At 58.0% G+C, this 23272-nt stretch carries 14 protein-coding genes; 12 read left to right on the top strand and 2 right to left on the bottom strand.

The annotated features are described in order from the left end of the window. Positions 1-354: 354 nt before the first annotated feature. Genes AB7M29_RS28095 through AB7M29_RS28085 form a run of 3 tightly spaced genes read left to right on the top strand, consistent with a single transcriptional unit; the run spans position 355 to position 3170 of the window. Positions 355-1461, top strand: coding sequence for a diguanylate cyclase domain-containing protein (locus tag AB7M29_RS28095; RefSeq protein ID WP_454248487.1), 1107 nt, complete (start codon positions 355-357; stop codon positions 1459-1461). Further along, positions 1454-2389: an iron-sulfur-binding ferredoxin reductase gene (locus AB7M29_RS28090; protein WP_217854290.1), complete on the top strand. Its 936-nt coding sequence runs from the start codon at positions 1454-1456 to the stop codon at positions 2387-2389. The genes AB7M29_RS28095 and AB7M29_RS28090 overlap by 8 nt, the downstream gene beginning before the upstream one ends. Before the next feature lie 31 nt (positions 2390-2420). Continuing rightward, the gene (locus tag AB7M29_RS28085; protein ID WP_217854289.1) at positions 2421-3170 is read left to right on the top strand and encodes an enoyl-CoA hydratase-related protein; all 750 of its coding nucleotides are present in this window, start codon (positions 2421-2423) and stop codon (positions 3168-3170) included. 210 nt (positions 3171-3380) lie between these two features. Here the strand turns inward: AB7M29_RS28085 and pyk are convergent, their stop codons facing one another. Next, complete coding sequence (pyk, locus tag AB7M29_RS28080) at positions 3381-4832, bottom strand: pyruvate kinase (RefSeq protein ID WP_217854288.1); 1452 nt, start codon at positions 4830-4832, stop codon at positions 3381-3383. Positions 4833-5040: 208 nt separating this feature from the next. Here pyk and AB7M29_RS28075 point away from each other — a divergent pair, with 208 nt between their 5' ends. The 3 genes from AB7M29_RS28075 (at position 5041) to AB7M29_RS28065 (ending at position 6429) form a co-directional block, all read left to right on the top strand. Beyond that, positions 5041-5319 carry a hypothetical protein gene (locus tag AB7M29_RS28075; protein ID WP_217854287.1) on the top strand — a complete coding sequence of 93 codons (279 nt, stop codon included), beginning with the start codon at positions 5041-5043 and terminating at the stop codon, positions 5317-5319. Positions 5320-5463: 144 nt separating this feature from the next. After that, the gene (locus AB7M29_RS28070) at positions 5464-5838 is read left to right on the top strand and encodes a tetratricopeptide repeat protein (RefSeq protein ID WP_454248486.1); all 375 of its coding nucleotides are present in this window, start codon (positions 5464-5466) and stop codon (positions 5836-5838) included. A 231-nt stretch (positions 5839-6069) separates the two neighbouring features. Beyond that, the gene (locus tag AB7M29_RS28065) at positions 6070-6429 is read left to right on the top strand and encodes a PilZ domain-containing protein (protein WP_454248485.1); all 360 of its coding nucleotides are present in this window, start codon (positions 6070-6072) and stop codon (positions 6427-6429) included. Between the two features lie 147 nt (positions 6430-6576). Here AB7M29_RS28065 and AB7M29_RS28060 read toward each other — a convergent pair whose 3' ends face one another. Then, positions 6577-6948, bottom strand: a complete 372-nt coding sequence (locus AB7M29_RS28060) for a DUF6124 family protein (RefSeq protein WP_454248484.1) — start codon at positions 6946-6948, stop codon at positions 6577-6579. 510 nt (positions 6949-7458) lie between these two features. Between AB7M29_RS28060 and AB7M29_RS28055 the strand changes: the two genes are divergently transcribed. The 6 genes from AB7M29_RS28055 to AB7M29_RS28030 all read left to right on the top strand — a co-directional run bounded on the left by AB7M29_RS28055 (position 7459) and on the right by AB7M29_RS28030 (position 23263). Next, complete coding sequence (locus AB7M29_RS28055) at positions 7459-7956, top strand: hypothetical protein (RefSeq protein WP_454248483.1); 498 nt, start codon at positions 7459-7461, stop codon at positions 7954-7956. Between the two features lie 67 nt (positions 7957-8023). Beyond that, positions 8024-11047, top strand: coding sequence for a hypothetical protein (locus tag AB7M29_RS28050; protein WP_454248482.1), 3024 nt, complete (start codon positions 8024-8026; stop codon positions 11045-11047). A 150-nt stretch (positions 11048-11197) separates the two neighbouring features. Continuing rightward, positions 11198-12214, top strand: coding sequence for a Tc toxin subunit A (locus AB7M29_RS28045; protein ID WP_454248481.1), 1017 nt, complete (start codon positions 11198-11200; stop codon positions 12212-12214). After that, entirely contained in the window at positions 12118-14802 is a 2685-nt protein-coding gene (locus AB7M29_RS28040; RefSeq protein WP_454248480.1) for a Tc toxin subunit A, read from the top strand. Before AB7M29_RS28045 ends, AB7M29_RS28040 begins: the two co-directional genes overlap by 97 nt. 69 nt (positions 14803-14871) lie before the next feature. Continuing rightward, positions 14872-18957: a Tc toxin subunit A-related protein gene (locus AB7M29_RS28035; protein WP_454248479.1), complete on the top strand. Its 4086-nt coding sequence runs from the start codon at positions 14872-14874 to the stop codon at positions 18955-18957. Beyond that, positions 18950-23263, top strand: coding sequence for a hypothetical protein (locus AB7M29_RS28030; protein WP_454248478.1), 4314 nt, complete (start codon positions 18950-18952; stop codon positions 23261-23263). Before AB7M29_RS28035 ends, AB7M29_RS28030 begins: the two co-directional genes overlap by 8 nt. The last annotated feature ends 9 nt before the right edge of the window (positions 23264-23272 follow it).

The raw sequence follows: 23272 nt of genomic DNA, 5'->3' as shown, positions 1-23272 counted from the left end.
GTCGCATACCGCCCACAGATGAATATGGGTGAAGGGCTTTTGTGGCGTGGGAGCTTGCCTATGGGGGGCTTGCCTGTGGCGAGGGGGCTTGCCCCCGTTGGAGTGCGAAGCGCTCCCCGACATTTTTCAGAAACATACCGCATCGGCAGATTTTACGACTGCTGCGCAGCCGAACGGGGGCAAGCCCCCTCGCCACAGTAAAAGGTGTACTTGCTACAAATTTGGGTCATGGCTTTGACGCCAGTTTTCTGCCCTGAAAATTGAATGGTCATTTATCAGACACGCCACTAAAGTGGCATCCGGCCTGTAGAGTAGGACACTCCAACAGCCCCCTTTCCCACGGTGAATCAACGATTGACCCATAACGCCATCCAGCGGCTTTTGCTCAAACGTTTTGCCCTCGCAGCTGGCACCTACGCCCTGGCTTTGCTGCTGCTGTGGCTGGCGTTTTTCACCGGTCACTACCAAGAATCCGTCACCGGAATGGCGATCGGCAGCGCGTTGGTGGTATTCAGCCAGGCGGTGTTGTTCGCGGTGTTCTCCAGCGGCCGCAACCTGCGCTTTTCCGACCCGAGCCTGACCGAAGTGCAAATACTGCTGGGGCTGGGTTGGCAAACCTGGCTGATCGCTCATCTGGACGAGGCGCGCGGCGCGTTTCTGGTGTTTTACCTGCTGATTCTGTTGTTCGGGTTGTTTCATCTTTCGCGCACGGCTTTCGCCCGTTGCGCGTTTTTGGTGTTTTTCAGTTTCAGCGCCATCACCTTGTGGGAGGGCTACCACTTCCAGCTACCCGACCCGACGCTGGCACTGTTGCAGGTGTGCGTGCTGTTTGTGGTGCTCGTGTGGCTGATGCTTTATGCCCGTTACGTCCAGATGTCGCGCCAGCGTATGCGTCAGCGGCGGTTTGCCTTGCAGGCGCATCAGGACACCCTGCGCGGAATGATGCGCCAGCTCGAAGGCCTGGTGGCGACCGACGAACTCACCGGGCTGTTCAACCGCCGGCATTTCCTGCGCCTGGCCTCCCGCGAATTGAACGCCATGGAAGCCGACGTGGTGCATGGCCTGGCGTTGATCGACCTCGACCACTTCAAACGCATCAACGATGTTCACGGCCATGCCGCCGGCGATCAGGTGCTGCAAGCGTTTGCCGGAGTGGCCACCGCCTGCCTGCGCGATGGCGATATTCTGGCCCGCTATGGCGGTGAAGAGTTCGTGGTGCTGTTGCCCGATTGTGATCCCGAACGCCTGACCGCTTGCTGCGAACGGTTGCGCGTTGCCTTTATGGATGTGGAGATGATCGGCCTCAATGTGCGCAACCTCAGCCTGTCGGCGGGCATGACGTTATTGACGCTTGGCGACGATTTGGATGACGCCTTGCACCGCGCCGATCAGGCGCTGTATCGCGCCAAGCGTGACGGCCGTAACCGTTGCGCGGCGGCCTGGGAGAATGTCGATGCCTGAGTTACGGGTCGGCGAACGCCAATGGACGGTGGCGGCGGGCAGCAATCTGCTCGATGCCTTGAATCAGAACGGCGTGTCGGTGCCCTATAGTTGCCGCGCCGGCAGTTGCCATGCGTGCCTGGTTAAATGTGTCGAGGGCTTGCCCAGCGACAGCCGTCCAGATGCCTTGAGCAATGAGCAGCGTCAGCAGGGTTGGCGGCTGGCCTGTCAGTGCCAGGTGGTCGACGATCTGCAAGTCGAAACCTTTGATCCGCTGCGTGATGGGCTTGCCGCCCAAGTGACCGCCAGCGATTGGCTGAGCCCCAGCGTTTTGCGTTTACGCCTGACCAGCGAGCGACCGTTGCGCTATCAGGCGGGGCAGCATCTGGTGTTGTGGGCGGGCCAGGTAGCGCGGCCGTATTCCCTGGCCAGTCTGCCGGAAGAAGATCGCTTTCTGGAGTTCCACCTCGATTGCCGCCAACCGGGGGAATTCAGTGATGCGGCGCGCTGCTTGAAAATCGGCGATCCGCTCCGCCTTGGCGAGTTGCGCGGCGGGGCACTGCATTACGACCCGGACTGGTATACCCGACCGCTCTGGTTGCTGGCAGCCGGCACCGGTCTGGGGCCGTTGTTCGGTATTTTGCGCGAAGCATTGCGTCAGGATCACCAAGGCGCCATCCGTGTCATTCACCTGGCCCATGATGCGGGTGAGCATTATCTGGCCAAACCCCTGCAAGCCATGGCCGATGGCCGTGAAAACCTGACGGTCGAGTTGTGGACGGCGGCCGAGTTGCCCGCGGCTTTGGCGCAACTGCGCCTTGTTTCACGGCAAACCCTGGCCTTAGTCTGCGGGGCCCCCGACAGCGTCGACGCCTTTGCCCGGCGCTTGTACCTGGCCGGTTTGCCGCGCAATCAACTGCTGGCGGATGTCTTTCTACCCCGTGGTTGAGCGCTGATCGTTTAACGACGCGAGACTCACCATGCCCGATACCATCCGATTTGAACGCGAGCGCGGTCTGCTGACCCTGCGCATCAATCGCCCCGAGAAGAAAAACGCCCTGACTCGCGCCATGTACAGCCACTTGGCCGAGGCCCTGAAGCAAGCCGATACCGACCCCCAAATCAATGCGGTGCTGATCACCGGTGGCGCTGAGTGTTTCACCGCCGGCAACGACATCCTTGATTTCCTTCAGCAACCCCCGAGCAACCTCGACAGCCCCGTGTTCCACTTCATGCTCAATTTGCTGGAGTGCCGTAAACCGGTGATCGCCGCCGTGGCCGGTGCGGCGGTGGGGATCGGCACGACGATGCTGCTGCATTGCGACCTAGTTTACGTCAGCACCGACGCCCGGTTGCGTATGCCGTTCGTCAACCTCGGGTTGTGCCCGGAGTTCGGTTCCAGCCTGATCCTGCCGCGCTTGCTCGGCCATGCCAAAGCGGCGCAGTTGTTGCTGCTCGGCGAAGCGTTCAGTGGTGAACAGGCGGCGGCGTGGGGGATAGCGACAGAAGCCTTGGACAGTGGCGAAACGGTGTTGGCCAAGGCGCGGGAGATGGCGTTGCGATTTGAATCGCTGCCAGCAGAGGCGGTGCGCATCAGCAAGCAATTGATGAAAGCCCCGGATCGGGAACATTTGCGCAAGGTGATCGAAGAAGAGGGGGCGTTGTTCACCCAGCGGCTGCGTTCGCCGGAAGCGATGGTGGCGTTGAGCGGATTCATCAAACGCCATTGAGTTTTTCGTTGTCTGGGCCGGCCTCTTCACGAGCAAGCCCGCTCCCACAGGGGATTTGTGGGTGACACAAAACCTGTGAACACTGCAGATCCAATGTGGGAGCGGGCTTGCTCGCGAAGAGGCCAGACCGAACAACATCTCTTTTGGACCAAAAACCAAAAAACCCCGCCATTCACATGGCGGGGCTTTTGTTTTTCAGCGCTCGATCACTCAGACCATCGGGTCGCCAACGTGCAGGATTTTCATCCCGTTGGTGCCGCCGGTGGTGTGGTAGCTGTCGCCCTTGGTCAGGATGACCCAGTCGCCTTTCTCCACAACGCCGCGTTTGAGCAACTCGTCGATCGCGGCCTGGCTGACTTGCTCAGCCGGCAGCGATGCCGGGTCGAACGGTACGGTGTAGACGCCACGGAACATGGCCGCGCGGGCCTGGGTTTCGCGGTGCGGGGAGAACGCGTAGATCGGCACCGAGGAACGAATGCGCGACATGATCAACGGCGTGTAGCCACTTTCGGTCAGCGCGATGATCGCCTTCACACCCGGGAAGTGGTTGGCGGTGTACATCGTTGCCAGTGCGATGCTCTCGTCGCAACGTTCGAACGTTTTGCCGATGCGGTGGCTGGAGGTCTTGCTGGTCGGGTGCTTTTCAGCGCCGATGCAGATGCGCGCCATGGCCTGTACGGCTTCCAGCGGGTACAAACCGGCAGCACTTTCGGCCGAAAGCATCACGGCGTCTGTGTAGTCGAGTACGGCGTTGGCTACGTCGGACACTTCGGCGCGGGTTGGCATCGGGTTCTGGATCATCGACTCCATCATCTGGGTCGCGACGATCACAGCTTTGTTGTGGCGGCGTGCGTGCAGAATGATTTTCTTCTGAATGCCCACCAGCTCGGCGTCGCCGATTTCCACACCCAAGTCACCACGGGCAACCATCACCGCGTCGGAGGCTTTGATCAGGCCGTCGAGGGTTTCGTCGTCGGCCACGGCTTCAGCGCGTTCGATCTTCGCCACCAGCCAGGCAGTACCGCCGGCTTCGTCGCGCAGTTGACGGGCGTATTCCATGTCGGCGGCGTCTCGCGGGAAGGATACCGCGAGGTAGTCGACTTCCATTTCGGCTGCGAGCTTGATGTCGGCCTTGTCTTTCTCGGTCAGGGCCGGTGCGGTCAGGCCGCCACCGCGACGGTTGATACCTTTGTGGTCCGACAGCGGGCCGCCGATGGTCACGGTGCAATGCAGCTCGGTGGCGGTGGCGGTATCGACGCGCATTACCACGCGGCCGTCGTCGAGCAGCAGCTCGTCGCCCACGCCGCAGTCTTTCACCAGGTCCGGGTAGTCGATGCCGACCACTTGCTGGTTGCCTTCGGTCAACGGATGGCTGGTAGAGAAGGTGAATTGATCACCGATCTTCAGCTCGATCTTCTTGTTGGCGAATTTGGCGATACGAATTTTCGGGCCTTGCAGGTCACCCAGCAGGGCGACGAAGCGGCCGTGCTTGGCAGCGAGGTCACGCACCAGCTTCGCGCGAGCCTTGTGCTCGTCGGGGGTGCCGTGGGAGAAGTTCAGACGGGCGACGTCCAGGCCAGCCAGAATCAACTGTTCGAGAACTTCCGGCGAGTTACTGGCCGGGCCAAGGGTAGCGACGATTTTGGTACGACGGACGGACATGCAAAGACTCCTGAGTTCAAGCGCTAGCAGAGGCTACTATGGTCTTTGGGTGTAGTCATTGTTCGTTTGCACTACTTATTGGTTTCTTTATTGAACGTTATGTCGACCGTTTGTCTGGACTGTCATTTCTGTCAGGTAGTCTTGGGCAGGTGGGGATGTTGGAATTCTCTGGAGTGTCGTCAACAGGTGACGCACCAAGGAGATGAAGATGACAACACAAACTTTGATTTCCGTTCCGGTCATCGTACTACCGGAAGAAGGATCGACGGGTTCCGATCCAGTCAGTATTTCAGGTACGGCAGTACCTAACGCTACTGTTGAGGTAGCAGCCTCAGGCGCCTTGGTGCTTTCGGTGAGCGTGGATCCCTCTGGCAGATGGCAGGGGCAGGCCAAATTGGCGAAAGGTGTGCACCAGATTAATGCGCGTCAGCAGTTTAATGGTTCCACTTCGGTATGGTCACCCGTTCGAACATTCACTGTCGATTGATCAGGCGTTTTGTTGCGTTGAACATGCGCCGACCCAGGTCGGCGTTTTTATTCACACGTTTTGGCTCAGTGCTTTTTTCAATCCGGGTTTCCTGAAGATTTCCGCCAAGGGGTCGATACAGAGCGCAAGACAGGAGATCCCCCCATGCGATTCGTGCTCATTGCCGTTCTTGCCCTCAGTGTTGTGGGCTGCACCCGTTGGTCGATGAACCATCATTTGAATAATGCCTACAGCGCCTATGAGCGCGGCAACTGCGAGCAAGTGATGCTCGAACTGTCCAAGGTCGAGCGCGCCAGCCGCGCGCGACCTTATGTGTGGCCGGAAGTGTCGATGATGCGCGGCCAGTGCCTGGAACGACAAAAGCTGTTTATTGATGCGGCGCAGACTTACGAGTTCATCATCGCGTCCTACCCGCAAAGCGAGTACGCCTATCGCGCCCGTGCCCGCCTGGAAACCTTGCAAAGTCTGGGGCATTACCCGATCCGCAGCGCGGCGGCCGTGCGTCCGACCCGGTTCTGATTGAAGCGGCTGGCTGACCGGCGGCGGTGAGCTATAGTCGAATAGATCGGTTTAGAACCTGGTTTCTAATCGACGTAACACCTGTGATCGGCAGCAGTAAGCGGCAGCGGTTGGATGGACTGTCGCACCAGGATCGGGGAGAGCGCGGCTTATGCCTATAAAACAATAGAGCAGGCCCGTTCCGAAGCATTAGTGCGGCCCTGCTTAAGGGCCTTGCGTAGCGAAATCAGCATGTTCACTGACCGCCGGATCGAGCGGCATCAACTGCCGTATTTTCTCAAAGTGTTCAATAGCGTTACCGACAAGCCCATTGGCTTTCTGGGCAATCTGTCCGAGGACGGGCTGATGTTGATCAGCCAGTTGCCGATGATGGTGGGCGCCGATTTTAATCTGCGCCTGAAAATCCCCATGGAGGGCCATTGTCAGCAGGTGATCGACCTCAACGCCTGCTGTCTGTGGTGCCACGAGGACGAAACCCCTCACCACTATGACGCCGGCTTCAGCCTGCAACAGGCACCGCCGGAATATGGGCAATTGGTCGAGGCACTGAAGCAGTACTTCAGTTTTCAGCCTTTGCCAGCTTCGGCCTGAAGGCTGCTGCGCTTTCACAATCGCCATCGCGGGCAAGCCCGCTCCCACAGTGGTCAGCGTCGTTCGCAAAAAGTATGTTCACCGAAGATCCCTGTGGGAGCGGGCTCGCCCGCGATGGCGTCAGACCAGACGGCCAATACTTAAAGGCTAGGCCGGGCTGATCGCCCGCTCAATATCCAGCGACCGCTCCGCCAGCATCAACCCCATCTCACTCATCTGATAAATCGCCATCGCCAGATGCCGCTGCTTGTCATCCAGGCTTTCCGCCAGGTCGAGCAGCAAAATGCTGACCGAGGAAAAGGTTTCATAGGTCTGGATGACGAGGGCTTCGGGGTTTGCATCAGGTACGACGGTGAACATTTTCATGGCACGGTCCTGGGATGAGCGCAGCGATTCGATGTCGGGTTTGAGGTAGTGGTCGAGGGCCTTTTCGGCGGCGGCGTGGAGCTTTTTTGAATCGAGGGAGGCGTAGGGGGAAACCGGGTCGGTTTCGGGTGGATTGGGTGTTGGTTTGAACATAAACGTGAATCCTCTAATGGGGCTACCACCGTCTCGCGACTAAACGAGGGGGTGGCGGCTGTACGCAGGTTAGTCGACCGGGAGGATCACGAAAAAACCGGCGCGCCCGAGGGCGCCCTGCGCACAGCCACCATCGAGTGCGGGGATAGGGATTACCCGACTGGATGACGCTTATGCACCTTCCGCAATACCTACCCGGGCGACTAAACCCGGTCGCTGATTGGCAGCGACGCGGATCAAGTTACGGGGCAATACCAAAGCGCACAAGCCGGCGGATTCTGAGGGATCTGTAGGCAAAGGCGCAAGACGTTGTAGTTTGCGACCGATGTCCGAAACGCAGGCTGACGCGGATTAAAAAGAAACGAATGCTTTCAAATTTAGAATTAAATTATTTAATTTTATTCCGTTTTGGTCTTTGTAACTGTCAGTTCTGATAGTAGTCGACAACTCGCGAGGTGGGATATGTTTTGTTCGTGATTTCTAAGTTTGATTTTTGTGGGGGTGGGTGAAATGAATGACAAACTTGATAATGCAATACTATGCGAAGACTATTCTCGCATCAAAAAGCTCGCCGACGGTTCATTTCAAGAAAAAGGTGAAGGCGAACAATTCTCTAAGATTTTTTGGGAGAGCGCCAAAACCGCCACTTACCATCATCAGCATCTTCGTGTGCCAGAGCTGCGGACTGAGTTGACATATCAATATAAGCTTGATGTTGGCCGGGTATGGCTAAGAACCTTGCAATATAAAATGACCACTCGACCGGCTGGCAGGTATTGGTATAGGGCAAATATCGATGTCGCCGTTATTTCCCGTGAAATACATCGTGTGAACTCACCTGATGCAATGTGGCAAGACGAAAAGTGGCACTCCTACGTTACGAACTTTATGGTTCCATTTAGTGGCGTCTCCGGGGCATCTGTTTTGGTTCGAGTTGAATATGACGGAACAAATAACGGTGTCGGCGAACAAGATAGCTGGGGAGAATCGGTACAACTGATTTTTTAAAAATACAGTTGCCCGGATTGTTGTGCCAACGAGTCAGTTTTGATTTTCGCTGCCAAGGAGCCTTTCAATGAATCAGGTGTATGAAGAGGATAACGAACCCACTAATGTAGTGATTGGTTCTCCTCTGAATAATGCGAAGATTCCTCCCGTTGCTATTCCGGTCAGTGGAAGCACATCCCTTGGTGGCACGTTACCTATCGTACTGCGCTTGTATAGCGGTGCGTCGTTAGTTGACCAGGCCACTGCTACCATATCGGGAAATGCGTGGTCTGCCACGTTGACTAAATCGCAGGCTCCTGGCACCTATAAGCTAGAGGTGACACAGGCCGCACCGACCAGTATTACGCTCATTCTTGAAGTGCCCGCACCGGTCATAGACAGTCCTTCCGGAGAAATACCAGCGCCTCAGTTCACGGTACAAGGAAGTGCTGGTGTGGTGACTCACGGCACTATCACCCTCCACAACGCCGCGAACGGCGGGGTGCTTGGCAATGCAGTGATTCAGTCGAATGGCAGCTGGAGCGCGGTTGTCACACTGCCCGATCAGGCTCTCCCCCTGACGTTCTATGCCAGGCAAAAAATCGGAAGCTACTTTTCCGTCAACTCCAATCAAAAGACGGTGACCTTGCTGAGGGTGGCCCCGGTCATCGACTCCCCGAAACCGGGTGAGGTTGTGGTGGTGGGTAGTCAGCTTCTGATAAGTGGACGGGGCACGCCGGGTAAAACAATTGACGTCATGACACCCGGTGGGGCGATTCTGCACGCAACGGCAACGGTTGAAGCTGATCGCACGTGGGAGGCGGTGTTCAATCTGGCCAACTACCCCAATGGCGGTACCGTTGAGATGCAGGCGGGTCATCGCGGTATGGATGATTGGTCACCGCCACAATCATTTATTTTGCTTGCCTCGCCAATGATTACCACCCCGGGTAATGGCGCTGTTACCGATCCGGGGGGGCCGATATCTGGAAGTGGCCATTCGGGTGCAATTGTCGAGGTGTTAAAGGATCTCGATCATTCGTTCAAGGTCGGAGAGGGAACCGTAGGCACTAGCGGACAGTGGAGCATGACGAGGCTCATCCGAGAAATGCCCCCCGGTCCGTTTTCGATTGTCGCGCGACAAACTTTACAAAGTGTCCCATCCAGTATCAGTGACCCTCGAGCGGTCAAGGTTCGCCCACCTGCCTTGACGGCCCCCAGCGTTACCTTCCCGACCGGAACCGCCGTGAAGTTTTCAGGTGCCGGCCATACCGGCGCGACAGTGGAGATCACCGTGGTCAGCGGGCCAGGTGGAACGGCGCCGCCCCCCGTGCCTGTATCAGGAGGGCGATGGGAAACGACAGCAACCAACTGGCCTTTTGGCAATTATCAGCTGACGGCGACGCAGAAGGTTTCCGACAATGCCGGTGGCTGGATTGTTTCACAACCGGTCTCCTTCGCCGTCACGAGGGAAATGCCGGATGTGAGCGATGTGATATTCACAACCGACTATCAGCCGACCTTTTCGGGCAAAGGTTTTACCGGTGCCACGGTGAGGTTTTTTGATGATGGCGGTACCACCTTTCCCGCCCCGGATGCGCCGGTGACCGGCGACCAGTGGTCGAGCAGGGCATTAGTGGAGTGGGGCCCTACGTTTGAACGCCCTGTCCATATCAAGCAGTTCATAGGCAATCAAGGGTCACCGAACTATGTCACCGTCAAAGTCACCATCCCTCCGTTGGCACCGACCATCAATGCACCTGTAGAGAACGGCCTGTCGCCACAGCTCAGCGGTACTTGCTGGCCAGGCGCTGGGGTGAATATTCAATACAGTGACAGCGTCACGGTGCATCGTCCTTCCGGCAACAACGGCACCTGGACATTTCGACGCGATATACCCTTTGCACCGGATATCACCCATACCGTCACCGTCACCCAGACTATGGCCGGGCAGACTTCCCCGACAGCGTCCCAAACCTTCGTGGTGTATGCACCCATTCCCCAACCCGTGATCACCTACCCCACCGCCAACTCGGAGGTGGGTCGTGACGTGACCGTTCGGGGACGGGATGGCATGGCCGGAGCGACGATGCAATTGCGGGATGCTCAGTTCGGCAAGGATTTGGGCTCGCCCAAGACCCTCACGAGCAACGGCGAATGGTCGATTGACCTCAGGACTCTGGATTTTCGGGGGTACACCATCGATGCGAAACAGGTGCGCAATGGTCGGGGGGCCGAGCGCAGTGCCCCTTGCGTTTTTGAGGTGGTGCTTTTGCCGCCGGTCATCGAAGTGCCGCAGCAGGGCGGAAAACTGCCGCGAACCTCGAAGCTGTCAGGGACAGCGATGCCGGGCGGGCGGGTCGAAGTCCTGCTGGAGGGCGTGACTGAGTCTTTGCTCAGGGATATTCCAGTGGACGCCGATGCTCGCTGGGAAGGCCAAGTGACGTTGCCGGTCGGCAGCAAAACCCTGCGGGCCCGGCAAACCTTTGAAACCCAGCGTTCCCAAGACAGCCTTCCACGGACCTATAGCGTCGTGCCGGCTGCACCGTTTATCGAAACCCCGGCCACGGACGAGCATATCGGTCGGCGGGCGGTGATTTCAGGCTTCGGTGTGCCGGGTGATTCGGTCGCGGTGAAGCTGGCCGGCGCCGGGCGCATGGTGCTGGGGCAAAGCCCGGTGCTTGAGGACCGTACCTGGTCGGTGACGCTGGACATCGATCTGCCCGGTGGTCGCTATAGTGTGGTGGTCGTGGCCTCGTATGGCGAATTCGACTCAGAAGATTCTCCCGAGCGTCCCGTTCTGTTGGGGACGTTTATGCCTGTTTTTGACCTGCCTGCAGCCGGACACTGGGCCGGCCATCCGGTCAGCTTTACAGGCCAGGGCAGGCTGGGCAGCGGGCAAGTGGTGAGTTGGTACAACGCTGACCAAACGTGGACGCATCCTGTGTCCGTCACTGCAGGACGCTGGCAAGGCGAGGCATCGCAGACGCTGCCCCACGGCGGCAATTGGTGCCGGTTCAAGCAAACCATTACCGATAACGCGGATGGTGCAACGATTTCCGACTGGGCGGACAGCAGGCGTTTCGACGTGTCGCCGGAATCGGAGCCCTGAATCCGGATTTCCTGATGAGCGGTCATCATTACTGTCAGTTCTGACAGTAGACGGTGGCCGACATCTGGCGCCAAATCTCATTGACAGAACGTATGGCCTGACAGGATCGCCAGGCTATTCAGGATCGTTATCGACCCAAGGAACCTGATCATGGCTGACTCTAGCGACCGCGACTCTAACGACCATCCTGTCTTGGAACTGTTTCAGCAGGTGTTTGAGGATGAAAAACCTGTCGAGCTGGAGGTTTACCTTAAAGAGGGTGGTTCAATCTTTCCTTTGGTGGAAAAGGGTCTCCAGGCACTGATCAGCGAATACGGGGTGAACGATAAAGATGCCCGGCAGTTTTTGCGCCGGGCCAATAGCCTGGCCACTTATCTGCGCCGCCAGTTCATCGAGCACAGGCTGACGGGCAATCGACAGCACGCAGCAGGGCCGTCGAGCGGGTTGCTGTCGATGGTTGCCGGGCCCAGTTATGAGCGGTTGTTCGCCACACCTTTTGATCAACTGTGCCCGCCGGATGCCTTGGAGCCCTGCGCTTCGCCAGTGGCCTATCTGATCGAGCTGTTGCGCTGGATCCGCGACCGTATCGAGCCTTATGGCGTCGCGGCGGAAAAATACCCGCTGCATGACCGCCGCAAAGACTTGAAGCTGTTGCAAGTGGACTTCAACGCGGTGCATCAAGCAGTGTCCTCGGTCGACATCATCGTTGCGGTGCTGGAAAAATTCATCACCGAGCATGGACCGAATCAAGATCTTGAAGAGGCCTTGATCCAGGCGCGTTATCCGAACGGACTGCCTTATTACCAGCATTGGGTATCCATTGACGCTGTCGCACGCCACCACGGTCTGTCGGTCGGCAACTTTGCGCACATGGTCGACTTGTCTTCCCCTTATTTTCTGCAAGCCGGAGCCTGGGATATCGATGCGGGGCGTGCTCTGGCCCATGCATCGCGGCTGGGGCCCTATCAGCGCCAGTTGCTGACGGAAGATCCTGCACCGTTTGAGGGGCTGGAGGACTTTTACCTGAAAAACTACGGTGCCGAAGGCTGTCGTGGCAGAACGTCAACCAGGTGCCGTTCTTTGGTGAACGCACGAAACTCGTCACCCCGGACATCGAGGCCTTGCTGTCGGTTCGTGGTTTTGCTCCCGTACGTTCAGCCAATGTGACGTATGCCGGGGTTGCACCCGCAGACCCGGAAAGCGAGCGCTCCGGTTCGGTTTACCTCAATGCCAATGCGGCACCCGCTGTCAGCATTACGGGAAAGGAAGAGGACCAAACGTTCCTTCATCGATTATCGGAGGATCCGAGATTCGAAGAAAGTCTTGCCCGTTACGACCGGATGAACCGCAAGATACGTCTGGATGCCTGGCTGGAACTGCCCAGCGATCACGTGGATGCATTGCTGGTCGCGGCCATCAGGGCTGAAGTGCGCGGCGGGGCGAAGGCTGGCGAATGGTGGATTTCAGACAACGTAGTGCATGCATTGGGGCTATTCCAGTCACTGCGCGAGCGCTATGGCTGTACGGCTCCGGACTTCGCAGCGTTTATCGACGAGCTGTCGGTTTACGGTCGTGGGGAAACGCTTTCGCAGTTTGATCAGGTTTTCAATAACCTGGGCGACTATCGCCAACCGTTGAAGCTGGATGACCAGCCGTTCCCGGTGTTGCCCGCCGAGGGGGCGACCGACTTGACAGTCAACCAACTGTGCAGCGGTCTGGGGATTGATCCACAGACTTATCGTTACCTGGCTTTGGCGATTGCCCAGGCGCATGGTCTGGACGCAACGCTCAAACGCAGCTCGGCGATCATTTCCAGTTTTTACCGTCTGGTGAAGCTGCCGCGATTGCTGGGAATCACCCCGGTGGAAGGCGTGTTGATGTTGAGCTTGCTGGGAGGGGAGGACTGGCTCAAAGGCTTGGCCGGCGCACCGCGAATCAACACGACCCCGGGTGGCATGCCGGATGTGCTGAACCTTATCTATGCCCTGCATTCCTGCGTGGGCTGGTGCCGGGATCGCGACCTGCCGGTGCTGTGGATGCTGCAACAAGTCTCTGAGCCGCAACCACTGGGCGCGGCCTCTGAACCTGAACTCCAATTGTTCGAGCAGGTTCGCAATCTGCTGCCGGTTGCACTGTTTACCAACGCGGGGCTGTTAATGGCAGCCGTACCCCCCCTGCCGGCTGCCGACTGGCTGGATCTGTTGAGTGTCTTGGTCGATGCCGATGGTCTGGTGCTGGCATCGTCCAGAACGGAGACCGAGTATCTGGCCTTTGCCCGCGAACAATTGGACAGGGCGGTCAAGGATGGTCTCGGTGACATCGATGCCGCGTTACGGGCTGCGATTGTCGAACAAATGCTTGGCGTGCTCTTGCAGGCCAGGGAGGCCCAGGTGTCGGTGGTCAAGGAATGCCTGGCGGTGTACGCCGGCGTCGATGCAGAACAGGCGATACGGGTGCTGAACTGGGCAGACGCCACAGTTCACCTGCTGTTACGGCAAGTGCTTGAGCGAACCGGTTTCACAGCTGACGAATCCGTTCGCAGACGCAATGAACAGCCCGATCCGTTACTCACGCTGCTGGCCGATGTAAAACGCCGCAGCGCAGTCGTGGCGAAGCTGGGCCTGAGTGCCGTCCTGTTACAGGACTATCTGGATTACGGCCACAAGGCCTGGCTGGATCAGGATGACAAACACGCGTTCTCGGTGAAAACCCTCTACCACCTCTCGACGCTCACCCGGGCGTTTGAACTGAGCGAACAACCGGCGCAGAAACTGCTCGACTACCTGCGTCAGGTCAACGCGTTGCCTGACGTTTCGGGAGATGCGTTGTGGCTGGCGCAGCAGGCGGCGTCCATCAAGTTGGCCGAGTTTTTTGGCTGGAGCGTTCAGGAAGTGCGCGAGTGTGTCAGCCGCATTGATTCATCCAGCCTCAAAATACTGAAAAACCTGACTCAACTGGATCTGTTGATGCGCATTCGTGTGCTGTCGGCGCACAGCGGCATGGACGCCCTGACGATTTTCCTGATCGGTACTTTGCCGGAGGTGGTGGAGAAGCAGGCTTATGCCGACGCCGCCGAGCATGCGTTGCTGAGTCTGTCCGAAGTCCGTGCGCCCGTTGTCCAGCTCCCCAGCGACCTGAAGCAACTCGTCCAGATGACCTGCGTCGTCGATAAAACCGAGGTGGTGGCCAACAAACCGGGGGAAAAAATCACGTTTACGGTGACCCTCAAGGACGCCGCAGGAAAGCCTTTGAGTGGGGTCAATGTTTACTGGAACACCAAGCTGGGCAGCATCGATACCACAGCGACCTGGACTGATGGAACGGTCGAGGCGGAATTTATTCCAGGCAAGGTGATGGGCACGGACACCCCGACCTTCTGGCTGGATCTGTTTGAGGAGGAGCACGCCGTCACCGTCCACGTTGTCTCTGAGACCACATCGCTGATGTTTCCGCGTCCGCTCATGTCGCCGGTGCCGCTGGGCGTCGTGGCGCGAAGTGATGAAGTCGAGCTCTATGCCACGCTGATGGACACGTATTCAAACCTGGGAAAAAACAGGCTGGTGCGCTGGTCTGTCGAATCCGATGAGGCAGGCAAACGGGCATCGGTGGTGATCCGGCCTGAACAGGCGTTCACCAATCAACAAGGGCAAACACAGGTGTTTGTCTCCAGCACTACCGGCGGAACATTCACGTTGAGTGTTTTCAGCGAGGGCAGTGAAAACAAAGCGCTCTTCGAACCCATTACGTTCGCCTAGTGACTTCTGTCTGAAAGCACTTACTTGCTGGACTTGCGTGCGCGGCTCATACACTCAGGAGAAAGGATCGTGGAACTGAACACTATTGGCGGGCTGCTTGAAAAACGCCGTTCGGCGCTGGTCGAGTATTGCATCGGACAAGTCAACGAATCAGGCGGCAGGGATTACAACTTTCTGAGAACCCCGACCGACTTGTTCGAACTGTTGCGCATGGATCCGCTGGACAGCTATCCGGTGCAGAGCTCCTGGGTTGCCGAAGCGACGAGTTGCGCCCAGCAGTACATCCACGCGGTGTATCGCAAGCTGGAACCAGGGTTTGAGAAGCATCTGTTTGACAAGCGGGATTTGGCCACCTGGGAACTCTACAGCAACTATCCAGACTGGGCGGCGCTGCAACTGATCGCGCTCTACCCGGAAAACTTCATCAACCCCTTCGTACGGCAGCGTAAGACGAGCCTGTTCAAAGCGCTTGAAAACAACCTCAATCAGACGCGCTTGAACACGGACACCGTTCAGGCCGCTCTGCAGGGCTATCTGCAAACGTTCGAGCAGACCTGCAATCTGGACGTCATCAGTTGTTACATGGATGGTACGTCGCCCGCTCAGGCGGATTACTACTTTGTCGGTCGCCAGCGCATTGCCCCCTATCAATACTTCTGGCGTAGGGCACAGGTTGAACTCTCCCCCACATGCGTCGCGATCAATCCAGCGGCATGGGATGAATGGCAACCCGTGGAGATTCCCGTCGGCGCGAAGGTGCTGGATATTCGCCCGGTGTTCTGGAGCGGGCGGTTGTGCCTGGTCTGGGCCGAGTGGCGTGACAAGGTGGCCGGTCAGCAGGCGGGGGAATTCCTGCCGCACAAACTGGACATCAACCTGGCCTTCATGACGCAGAACGGTCAGTGGTCGGCTCCCCTGAACATGCACAGTTCCGAACACGACGAGGATAAATCCCTGGGAGCCCGGCTGATTGCAACCGTGTGGGCTGATCGGCATCACCCCAAGGGCAAACTGGGCGTTTTGCTGACTGACGGCAAGGCTGGCGAGCAATCGCTCAAGGCGATCTCGGTGCGCGATGTGCTGTTCCGCCCTGTGGTCGAAGATGATGGCGACTGGCTGGAGCACGCGGCGAACCATCGATTTGTCGACGCCGGGACGGTTCAACACCCGCTGATGAATCAGCCGGTCGTAGTCGCCACGGTAGAAACGTCCGGCAGCCTGACGCCTTATCTGGATCTGCAAGCCGTGGCGTTTCGTGATGGCAACGATGATGTATTGGTTGTTCAGGGGCTTTGCAGGGCAACGGGGTTGAGCGGAAATACCGCAGCGCTGGAGTTGATCCTGATCCATAAAACCGAGACAGACCCGGAGCCGATCAAGGCTAGCTTTCCGATTGCCGGCGACTGGAGCACCGAATGGCAAGTCTTCAGACGCGCCAAAGGTTCATGGGCGCAGCCGACCACCTTCACCTTCGGAGGGGCTGCAACCTACGGACTCAAAAAATTTGAGCTGACCATCAGTAACGTCACGGGCTTCACCCCAGCAGCGCTGCTTAAAAATACCGTTGATGCGGCTCAATTTCTCTCTCTCAACCAGCCGGGGCTGGCACTCGAATATGCCCGTTTGAACTCGTTGTTCGGCCCCGAGTTGGTGCAGCGATCCAATATTTCCGTCGATGCCGTTCTCGACTGGGACACGCAATTCCTGGCTGAGCCGCCGCCCGCCTCGGGGCCGATCAATGAGCCGAATGGTGCGTTCAACGGCGCCAACGGTTTGTTTTTCTGGGAGCTGTTTTTTCACCTGCCGCACCTGGTGGCCACACGCTTGCGCGCCGAAGACCGCTTTGCCGAGGCGCAGAACTGGCTGCATTACCTGTTTGACCCGCAGGCGCCGGCCGACCCTGAAATACCTGTCAAGGACAATCCAAAACCATTGTACTGGCGCTGTCGGCCACTGAATGGTCCCGGAAATCTGGGGTGTGAAGTCGAGGCGCCGACCGATCCCGACGCTATAGGCTATTCGGCGCCCAGGCATTTTCAGATTCTGGTGTTCACCGAATACGTCAACAACCTGATGGCCTGGGGGGACTGGTATTACCGCCAGCTCACCCGTGACAGCCTGGTGGCGGCCAAGTTGTGTTACGTGCAGGCCGAGTTTTTGATGGGCAAGGCGCCTTCGGCGCGGACGGTGAACCGTTGGCAGACAGACACTGTCGGCAGCCTATTGAACAAGAGCGTCCTACGCCCGGCCCTTGAGCAGTTTGAACAAAACTTTGAATTCAGCCTGGCGGATGTACCTGCCGGCTCCGATACCGCGGCACCGCTTGGGCTGTTGGCAAGCGAGCCTTTTGAGTTGCCGATCAATCAGCAGTTGCTCGACCGTTTCGAGTTGCCCAGCCTGCGTCTGCACAACTTGCGCAACAACCTTACGCTCGACGGCAAACCGCTGCAGATTCCACTCTTCAGCCCGCCCACAGACCCCAATCAGTTGCTGCGTGACTTGGCAAGCGGTGGGGTCGGTACCGCGCGGCCGATGGGGGGGCGACTGGTGGTTGGCGCTTTCCGCTGGCGCGTTACGTTTGAGGCCGCTTTGCGCGCCGTACAGACCCTGCAGGAGTACGGCAATCAGGTACTGAATCTGCTTGATCGGCGGGATCGGGCCGAACAGGAAGAAATGCAGCAAAACCATCTGGTGAAACTGGGAACGTACGCCCAGACCGTGCAGGAGCAGACCATCACCCAACTGGAAGCGAATGTGACTGCACTGGGGCAGAGCCGGATCATGGCGCAGGAGCGGGCCGAGGCGTATGCACGACTCTATGACGAAAACGTGTCGGCGGTTGAATACGACGTTATGGAGAGCCTGCAACAGTCAAAAATAATGGCGCTCACGTCCGCAAGTATCAAACCCGCAGGCGCGGTGCTTGCCTCTTTACCCAACATTTTTGGCCTGGCCAATGGTGGGCATCGTCTGGATAAAATTGTCGATGCAGTGTGCTTCGGATTGGACATCGCCTCGGCGGTGATGCAACTGGATGCGGATAAACAAGCCACCACCGAAGCTTACCGTCGTCGTCGCGCCAAATGGGAGCTGCAACGCAATCAGGCCATGGCGGAGATCCGCGCCATTGATGAGCAAATCACGGCGCAGACTCATGCGGTAACCGCGGCCCGATCAAGCCTTGCACAAACCCTCAGGGCCAACAGTCAGGCATTGACCGTTTACAACTTCCTGAAAAAACGGGCGACCAATGCCGAGTTGTATGGCTGGTTGCTGGGCCAGCTCAAGGCATTGCACTACCAGGCTTACGATGCGGTGGTCAGCCTGTGCCTCAATGCCCAGGCGTCGCTGAGTGCCGAAACCGGCGATTACGATTCGACCATTCCCTTGCCCCAGGTCTGGCTGGACAACCGCCACGGTTTGACGGCAGGCGAGCACCTGCGCGGGCATTTGCTGCGCATGGAACGTGAATACCTGCAGCGGCATGAACGGCGGCTGGAGTTGGTCAAAACCATTTCTCTGCGGCAGTTGTTTGAAGACAAGGTCGATCCGCAGGCGGGCATCGACAGTTGGGAGTCCGCGCTAGGGCAGTTGCTGGACAGGGGGACTCTGGAATTCAACTTCTCCCAGTTGCTGTTCGATCGCGATCATCCGGGGCACTACTGTCGTCAGATCAGTTCGGTGGAGGTCGATCTGCCGGTGCTGACCGGGCCTTACGAAGACGTGCGGGCCACGCTGCTGCAGATCAGCAGCATGACCGCGACCAAGGCAACGGCCCAGTCAGTGAAGTACTTGCACCAACCGCAGGCCGGCGTTGCGCCTGCCGATGTGCAAGTCAATCTGCGCAGCGGCCAGCAAGTGGCCCTGTCGATGGGAATTGCCGACAACGGCATGACCGCGATGAAGCCGGATGAAGGTTTGCTCAACCCTTTTGAATGCACAGGCGTGGTTTCTCGCTGGGCCCTGAACTTCCCATGGCCGAAAAAAGAGCCGCAATGGTCCATGTTGCTTTCTTTGACGGACATCATCGTGCGCCTTCGTTACACGGCCAAAGCAGGCGAGCCGACTTTCACTCGCAGGGTACAGGACATGGTCACTCAGGCCGAAACCGCCGCGCAAAACAAAACGGTCAAGGGAGTAGGCAACCATGCGTGAACCGATCATTCAGGCCAACCAGAGTCTGGTGCTCAATGGTGATTTCTACCAGGCGTTCAGCCAATGGGCCAAAGGCCCGGTGAACCCGGACTGGCTCGGCGTAGACGTAGAAATGTATGAGGGGGAAATGACACGTTTCCTGGTGGCCGGCAATGAGTCTTCGGTCAGGCAGGACATTATCGTTCCCAAGAATCTTGATGCGAAGGCGCGCTATTTCCTGAGCTTTCTGTGCGAGACGCGACATACCGAAGCGGGTCTGCTGCGCATCGGCATCAATGGGTCCGACGATACGTTGGAGATCAGGCTATTACCGGGCAAGCAGCGCGATCCTGAGCAAGATCAGAGACGTCTTGCCGCCAAGCAGCCGCTGGAGTTCCTGCCAACGGTGTACAACGTCGAGCTGCAACTGCCGCTAAAAAGTCAGGACACAATTCAGGTCAATATTTCCAGCCCGAAAAACGATACTTCGGACTATGTCTCGAAAATCTGCATTACCCGCATCAAGCTCCATTTGCATCTGGAACCTGTAGTAATGCAAACGTTGATGCTCGACGAGGAATCGGTGCCACTGTCCGGGCCCTTGCACCTGTGTCTGGGAGCCTCGGCGAGCCTGACTCACCGTCTGAAATTCGTACCCGAGCCTGACAATGCATGGCTGGGCACCCGAGCTTCTATCGTCAGCGACAACAACCCGGACGGGGCAATTGTCGCAACGCCTGCCTGGGGCGTCGACCATCCACTGGAAGATCACTGGCTGCTTGATTGCCCATGGATCGGCGATCAGGAACCCTATCTCTTTTCGATGGAGCTGCTTAACCAGTACACCGCCGACGCTTATCCGGTGAACGTATCGTTGGGGCATCACCGATTGGTGTTTCGGGAAGTGCTCGAGGCGGCTTATTACCCGGTGCTGGAATACGGCCAGAGTGTTCGTCTGGGCGTTAAGGTGGCTTCGTATTACACCGGGCAATCACTGAGTGGGCGTACCGTGACCTGGACCGTTGCAGGTCAGCAGGTTGAAGGGGCGGCCGTGACCAATGAAGATGGTTGGGCCTACTTTGACTATCAGCCCACCGAGGACGGTAGTTTCCTCATCTATGCCTCGGTCGAAAGTCGCTATTACGCCGCGGGCGTAGTGACAGAAACGCTGGCGGTGCGGGTGCTGGCGACGGATCCGTGGAAGGAGGTCCTGGCGATCGTCGACAGCGTTGGGGCGCGTTGGGAGGAGAAAACCGGTTACCCCAATCGGGGCACGGACTATCCCCTCCACTTGGAACTGCCCGCAGGGAGTCCGCTTTCGGGCACGGAGCTGTCGCTGCACTGGAGCGGCGACTCCCATGAGCAATTGGGTGTGGCCGTCAGCCCGGCGCTTGAAGTCCCGGTGCCGGTGGCTGGTGTGGGACTTGGCTGGGTACTGACAAGCGAAGATCGATTGGACGGTCGGTTCGAACTGTCGCTGATCTGCTCGAAATTGTTGCTGCCCTCACCCAAAAAACGCATGTCCCTGGCGCGGAATCTGGTCAGGGTCGGCGAAGTGCGAGAGGCCAACAAGTTTCCGGTGGTGGACGAAAACGAAAGCGTTTTGTTGCGGCTACAGGTGGTGCATCAACTGGTCAGCGGCGATGGCGATCCGGTCGTCAATGCGCTGATTGACTGGATAACCCCTGAAGGCAGAGTCGCGACCCGCTCGGGAGCCGATGGCTGGGCCAGTGTGCTGTTTACGCCGAATACTGAGGGGGATTGGGTGGTCACCGCCCGCATCAAAGCCCATGCGGACGCCGTCGCGTTTGAGCGGCCGTTCAACGTGAAGGCGTTGGCGACCAGTCCCTGGAAAAACGAGGTCAGGATCCTGCTTGATGATGTGGAAGTCGATCGGGTCACGCTGGGTGTGCTCTGTCGCCGCGGCCAAACCCATACGATGAAGGTTGTCCCGGTTCCCGGTAGTCCGTGGATCGGCAAAGCCATCAGTCTGCACTGGCGCGGTGCAGCGCCTGATATCGGACTGCTACCCAGTGACCTTGGAACGCCGAAGCCTCTGTTGGCAGTCGGTGTGGAATGGAAACTCGTCTCACAGGTGAACTCCAGCACCAGCAGTCTGTTTGAACTGGAGCTGCGTCTTGACGGCGTTTCAGCTGTACGAGAGCTGTCCGGGCGATTGCTCTCGGTGGATCTGACAGAAGAGATGAGCCTGGTGCTGGATCAGATTCGGGCACAGCTCGATGGTCAAACGCTGTATCCGTGCCTGGGCGCACTTCACCGCTTTAACGTTTTGCCCAATGCACTGAGCCCACTCGTGGGGTTGATGTCATCGCTGATCTGGTCGGGGACGCCAGCCAATCAGTTGGGGGCAACCATCAAGCCGGCGTTGAACCTCCCTCAAACCCTCAGCGACGCGGGCGCGCTGTGGGAGTTGGACTTTACCGCCAGTCAGCAATCCGGCCAGTTTGCCTTGGCATTGGCGCTGCCTCAGTTGGCGTTTGTAGCCGATGTCAATCCTATGGTGCTGGCGCATAACAAAGTCAGGATCGAGGCGGTGCGTGAATCGCCGGTGGATGCGGTTGTCGGGCAGGATCCTGCCTGGCAATGGGTTCGGGTGTTCTCCCATTTCACAGGGCGTGCAGTTGATCAGGTTCCGGTGACATGGCTGGCGTCGCAGAGCCCGAGTGTGGTGAAAACCGATGCTGATGGCTGGTCCGGTTTCGCATTTGCGCCCGCTGCCGCTCACTCGGAGCATCAGGTAGAAGCCTTGGTGACAAGTCCCTACGATACCTATCAAGACAAACGTGTCATGAAGGTCACTGCGTTAGCGAGCGACCCATGGGCAGGGCTGATGGTCAGTTTCGACAAGCAATCGCCTCAGCCCTGGGGCCAGAAAACCTGCTTCCCACGGCGCAAGGGTGAGCACTCTATTGATCTGGAGGCGCCAAGTAACAGTCCATTGTTCGGCAAGGACTTGACGTTGGGGATGACCGGTACCGGCCCCGACGAACTGGGGATCACCTTTTTGACCCAGGGGCTCGGTGTGCCAAGACCGTTCTACGACACCGGGTTGCAGTACCTTTTCAAGGTGGGGGACCTGAAGGCCGGAAGTTTTGCGTTGCGCCTGTCGTCGGAGCGGCTGGCGAGTCTGTCGCCGGCCAATGCGATGTCTTTGGGCTCAGGGGAGCAGGTACTGAAAATCCTCATCCGAGACCGTGTCCATCAAATACTGGATTGGGGGCAGGTACTGGAAGAACAGGTCACAGTGGTATCGGCCATCAGCGGTAAACCGATGGTGGGCTGGAGGGTAAGCTGGCAAAGCGCTGATCTTGGCGTTGTGACTTCGGTGACCGACTATTACGGCGTGGCGAAAATACGTTTTATCCCCACCACGCCTGGCGCGGCAAACGTGATCGCGACAGTGGGGGATCAGCTCAATTCAGATTCAATAGCCCTGACCTTCACGCTCAATGAACCGCGCAAAGTCATTGAGTTGTATGAGCCGACCGGATCCAGAGAGCCTCCTCAAGAGTCTGAAGCCTACGCCAAGGCCAAGGTGGTTTCTGCATTGACCGGATTGCCATTGGCTGGAGTCGAAGTTTGGTGGGATTTCGCCGGACGTGCGTTGGCGCCTTCGCTGACCGATGCTGATGGTATCGCAAGTTTGACCTTTACGTTCTCTGCGGAGGGGGATGGCATTTTATCGGCCACGGTGAAAGGCGGTTTGGGGGGCTGGGACACTGTGCAGTTGTTGTATGGCGGAGTGGTGCCGGTGATTGAGTCGTTGACGAGCCTTCATACGGATATTGATTTGGGGAGGGAAGCCGATGCGGTCGTGAAGGTTGTATCCCGTACTGACGGGAGGCCGTTGGAGGGAGTGAAAATCGCATGGATACTTTCCGGGCAGTTGTTGCCAGCAACGACGACCAATGCTGACGGTAAAGCGACAATAACTGTCAAACCGGTTGAGCTGGGAGAGAACAGGCTTGTAGCGAGTGCCGGTTGGGGAGAGTCGGCATCGTTGATCTTTTATGTATTCGATCCAGCGAACACTCCACTGATCGAACGCATCACCAATCGTTCACCGCAAAACGCTGTGGGTAAGGAGGCGCGTATAGAAGTCAGGGTCGTCGGTCAGCAAACGAGACTTCCTTTGGAGCATGTGCGGGTAGCGTGGAACTATTTGAATCTGTCACTTGCCTCAGTGCGAACGAATGCCGAAGGGATTGCCGAGGTCAGGTTTACATTCCCGAGAGCGGGTAGCGCGCTGTTTCAGGCATTGGCTCGCTCCTCGCTCAAAGAATTGACCCTTGTCGTTGCGCCATAGCCTGAGAGA

The organism is Pseudomonas sp. F-14 TE3623, assembly GCF_053629015.1.
Note: the sequence above shows the minus strand (reverse complement) of the source record. Positions and strands in the feature narration are given on the sequence as shown.

What these genes read in the sequence shown, in the direction of transcription:
- AB7M29_RS28090 (WP_217854290.1), top strand. Translation starts at nt 1,454, where the DNA reads ATGCCTGAGTTACGGGTCGGCGAACGCCAATGGACGGTGGCGGCGGGC.
- AB7M29_RS28085 (WP_217854289.1), top strand. Translation starts at nt 2,421, where the DNA reads ATGCCCGATACCATCCGATTTGAACGCGAGCGCGGTCTGCTGACCCTG.
- pyk (WP_217854288.1), bottom strand. Translation starts at nt 4,832, where the DNA reads ATGTCCGTCCGTCGTACCAAAATCGTCGCTACCCTTGGCCCGGCCAGT.
- AB7M29_RS28075 (WP_217854287.1), top strand. Translation starts at nt 5,041, where the DNA reads ATGACAACACAAACTTTGATTTCCGTTCCGGTCATCGTACTACCGGAA.
- AB7M29_RS28070 (WP_454248486.1), top strand. Translation starts at nt 5,464, where the DNA reads ATGCGATTCGTGCTCATTGCCGTTCTTGCCCTCAGTGTTGTGGGCTGC.
- AB7M29_RS28065 (WP_454248485.1), top strand. Translation starts at nt 6,070, where the DNA reads ATGTTCACTGACCGCCGGATCGAGCGGCATCAACTGCCGTATTTTCTC.
- AB7M29_RS28060 (WP_454248484.1), bottom strand. Translation starts at nt 6,948, where the DNA reads ATGTTCAAACCAACACCCAATCCACCCGAAACCGACCCGGTTTCCCCC.
- AB7M29_RS28055 (WP_454248483.1), top strand. Translation starts at nt 7,459, where the DNA reads ATGAATGACAAACTTGATAATGCAATACTATGCGAAGACTATTCTCGC.
- AB7M29_RS28050 (WP_454248482.1), top strand. Translation starts at nt 8,024, where the DNA reads ATGAATCAGGTGTATGAAGAGGATAACGAACCCACTAATGTAGTGATT.
- AB7M29_RS28045 (WP_454248481.1), top strand. Translation starts at nt 11,198, where the DNA reads ATGGCTGACTCTAGCGACCGCGACTCTAACGACCATCCTGTCTTGGAA.
- AB7M29_RS28030 (WP_454248478.1), top strand. Translation starts at nt 18,950, where the DNA reads ATGCGTGAACCGATCATTCAGGCCAACCAGAGTCTGGTGCTCAATGGT.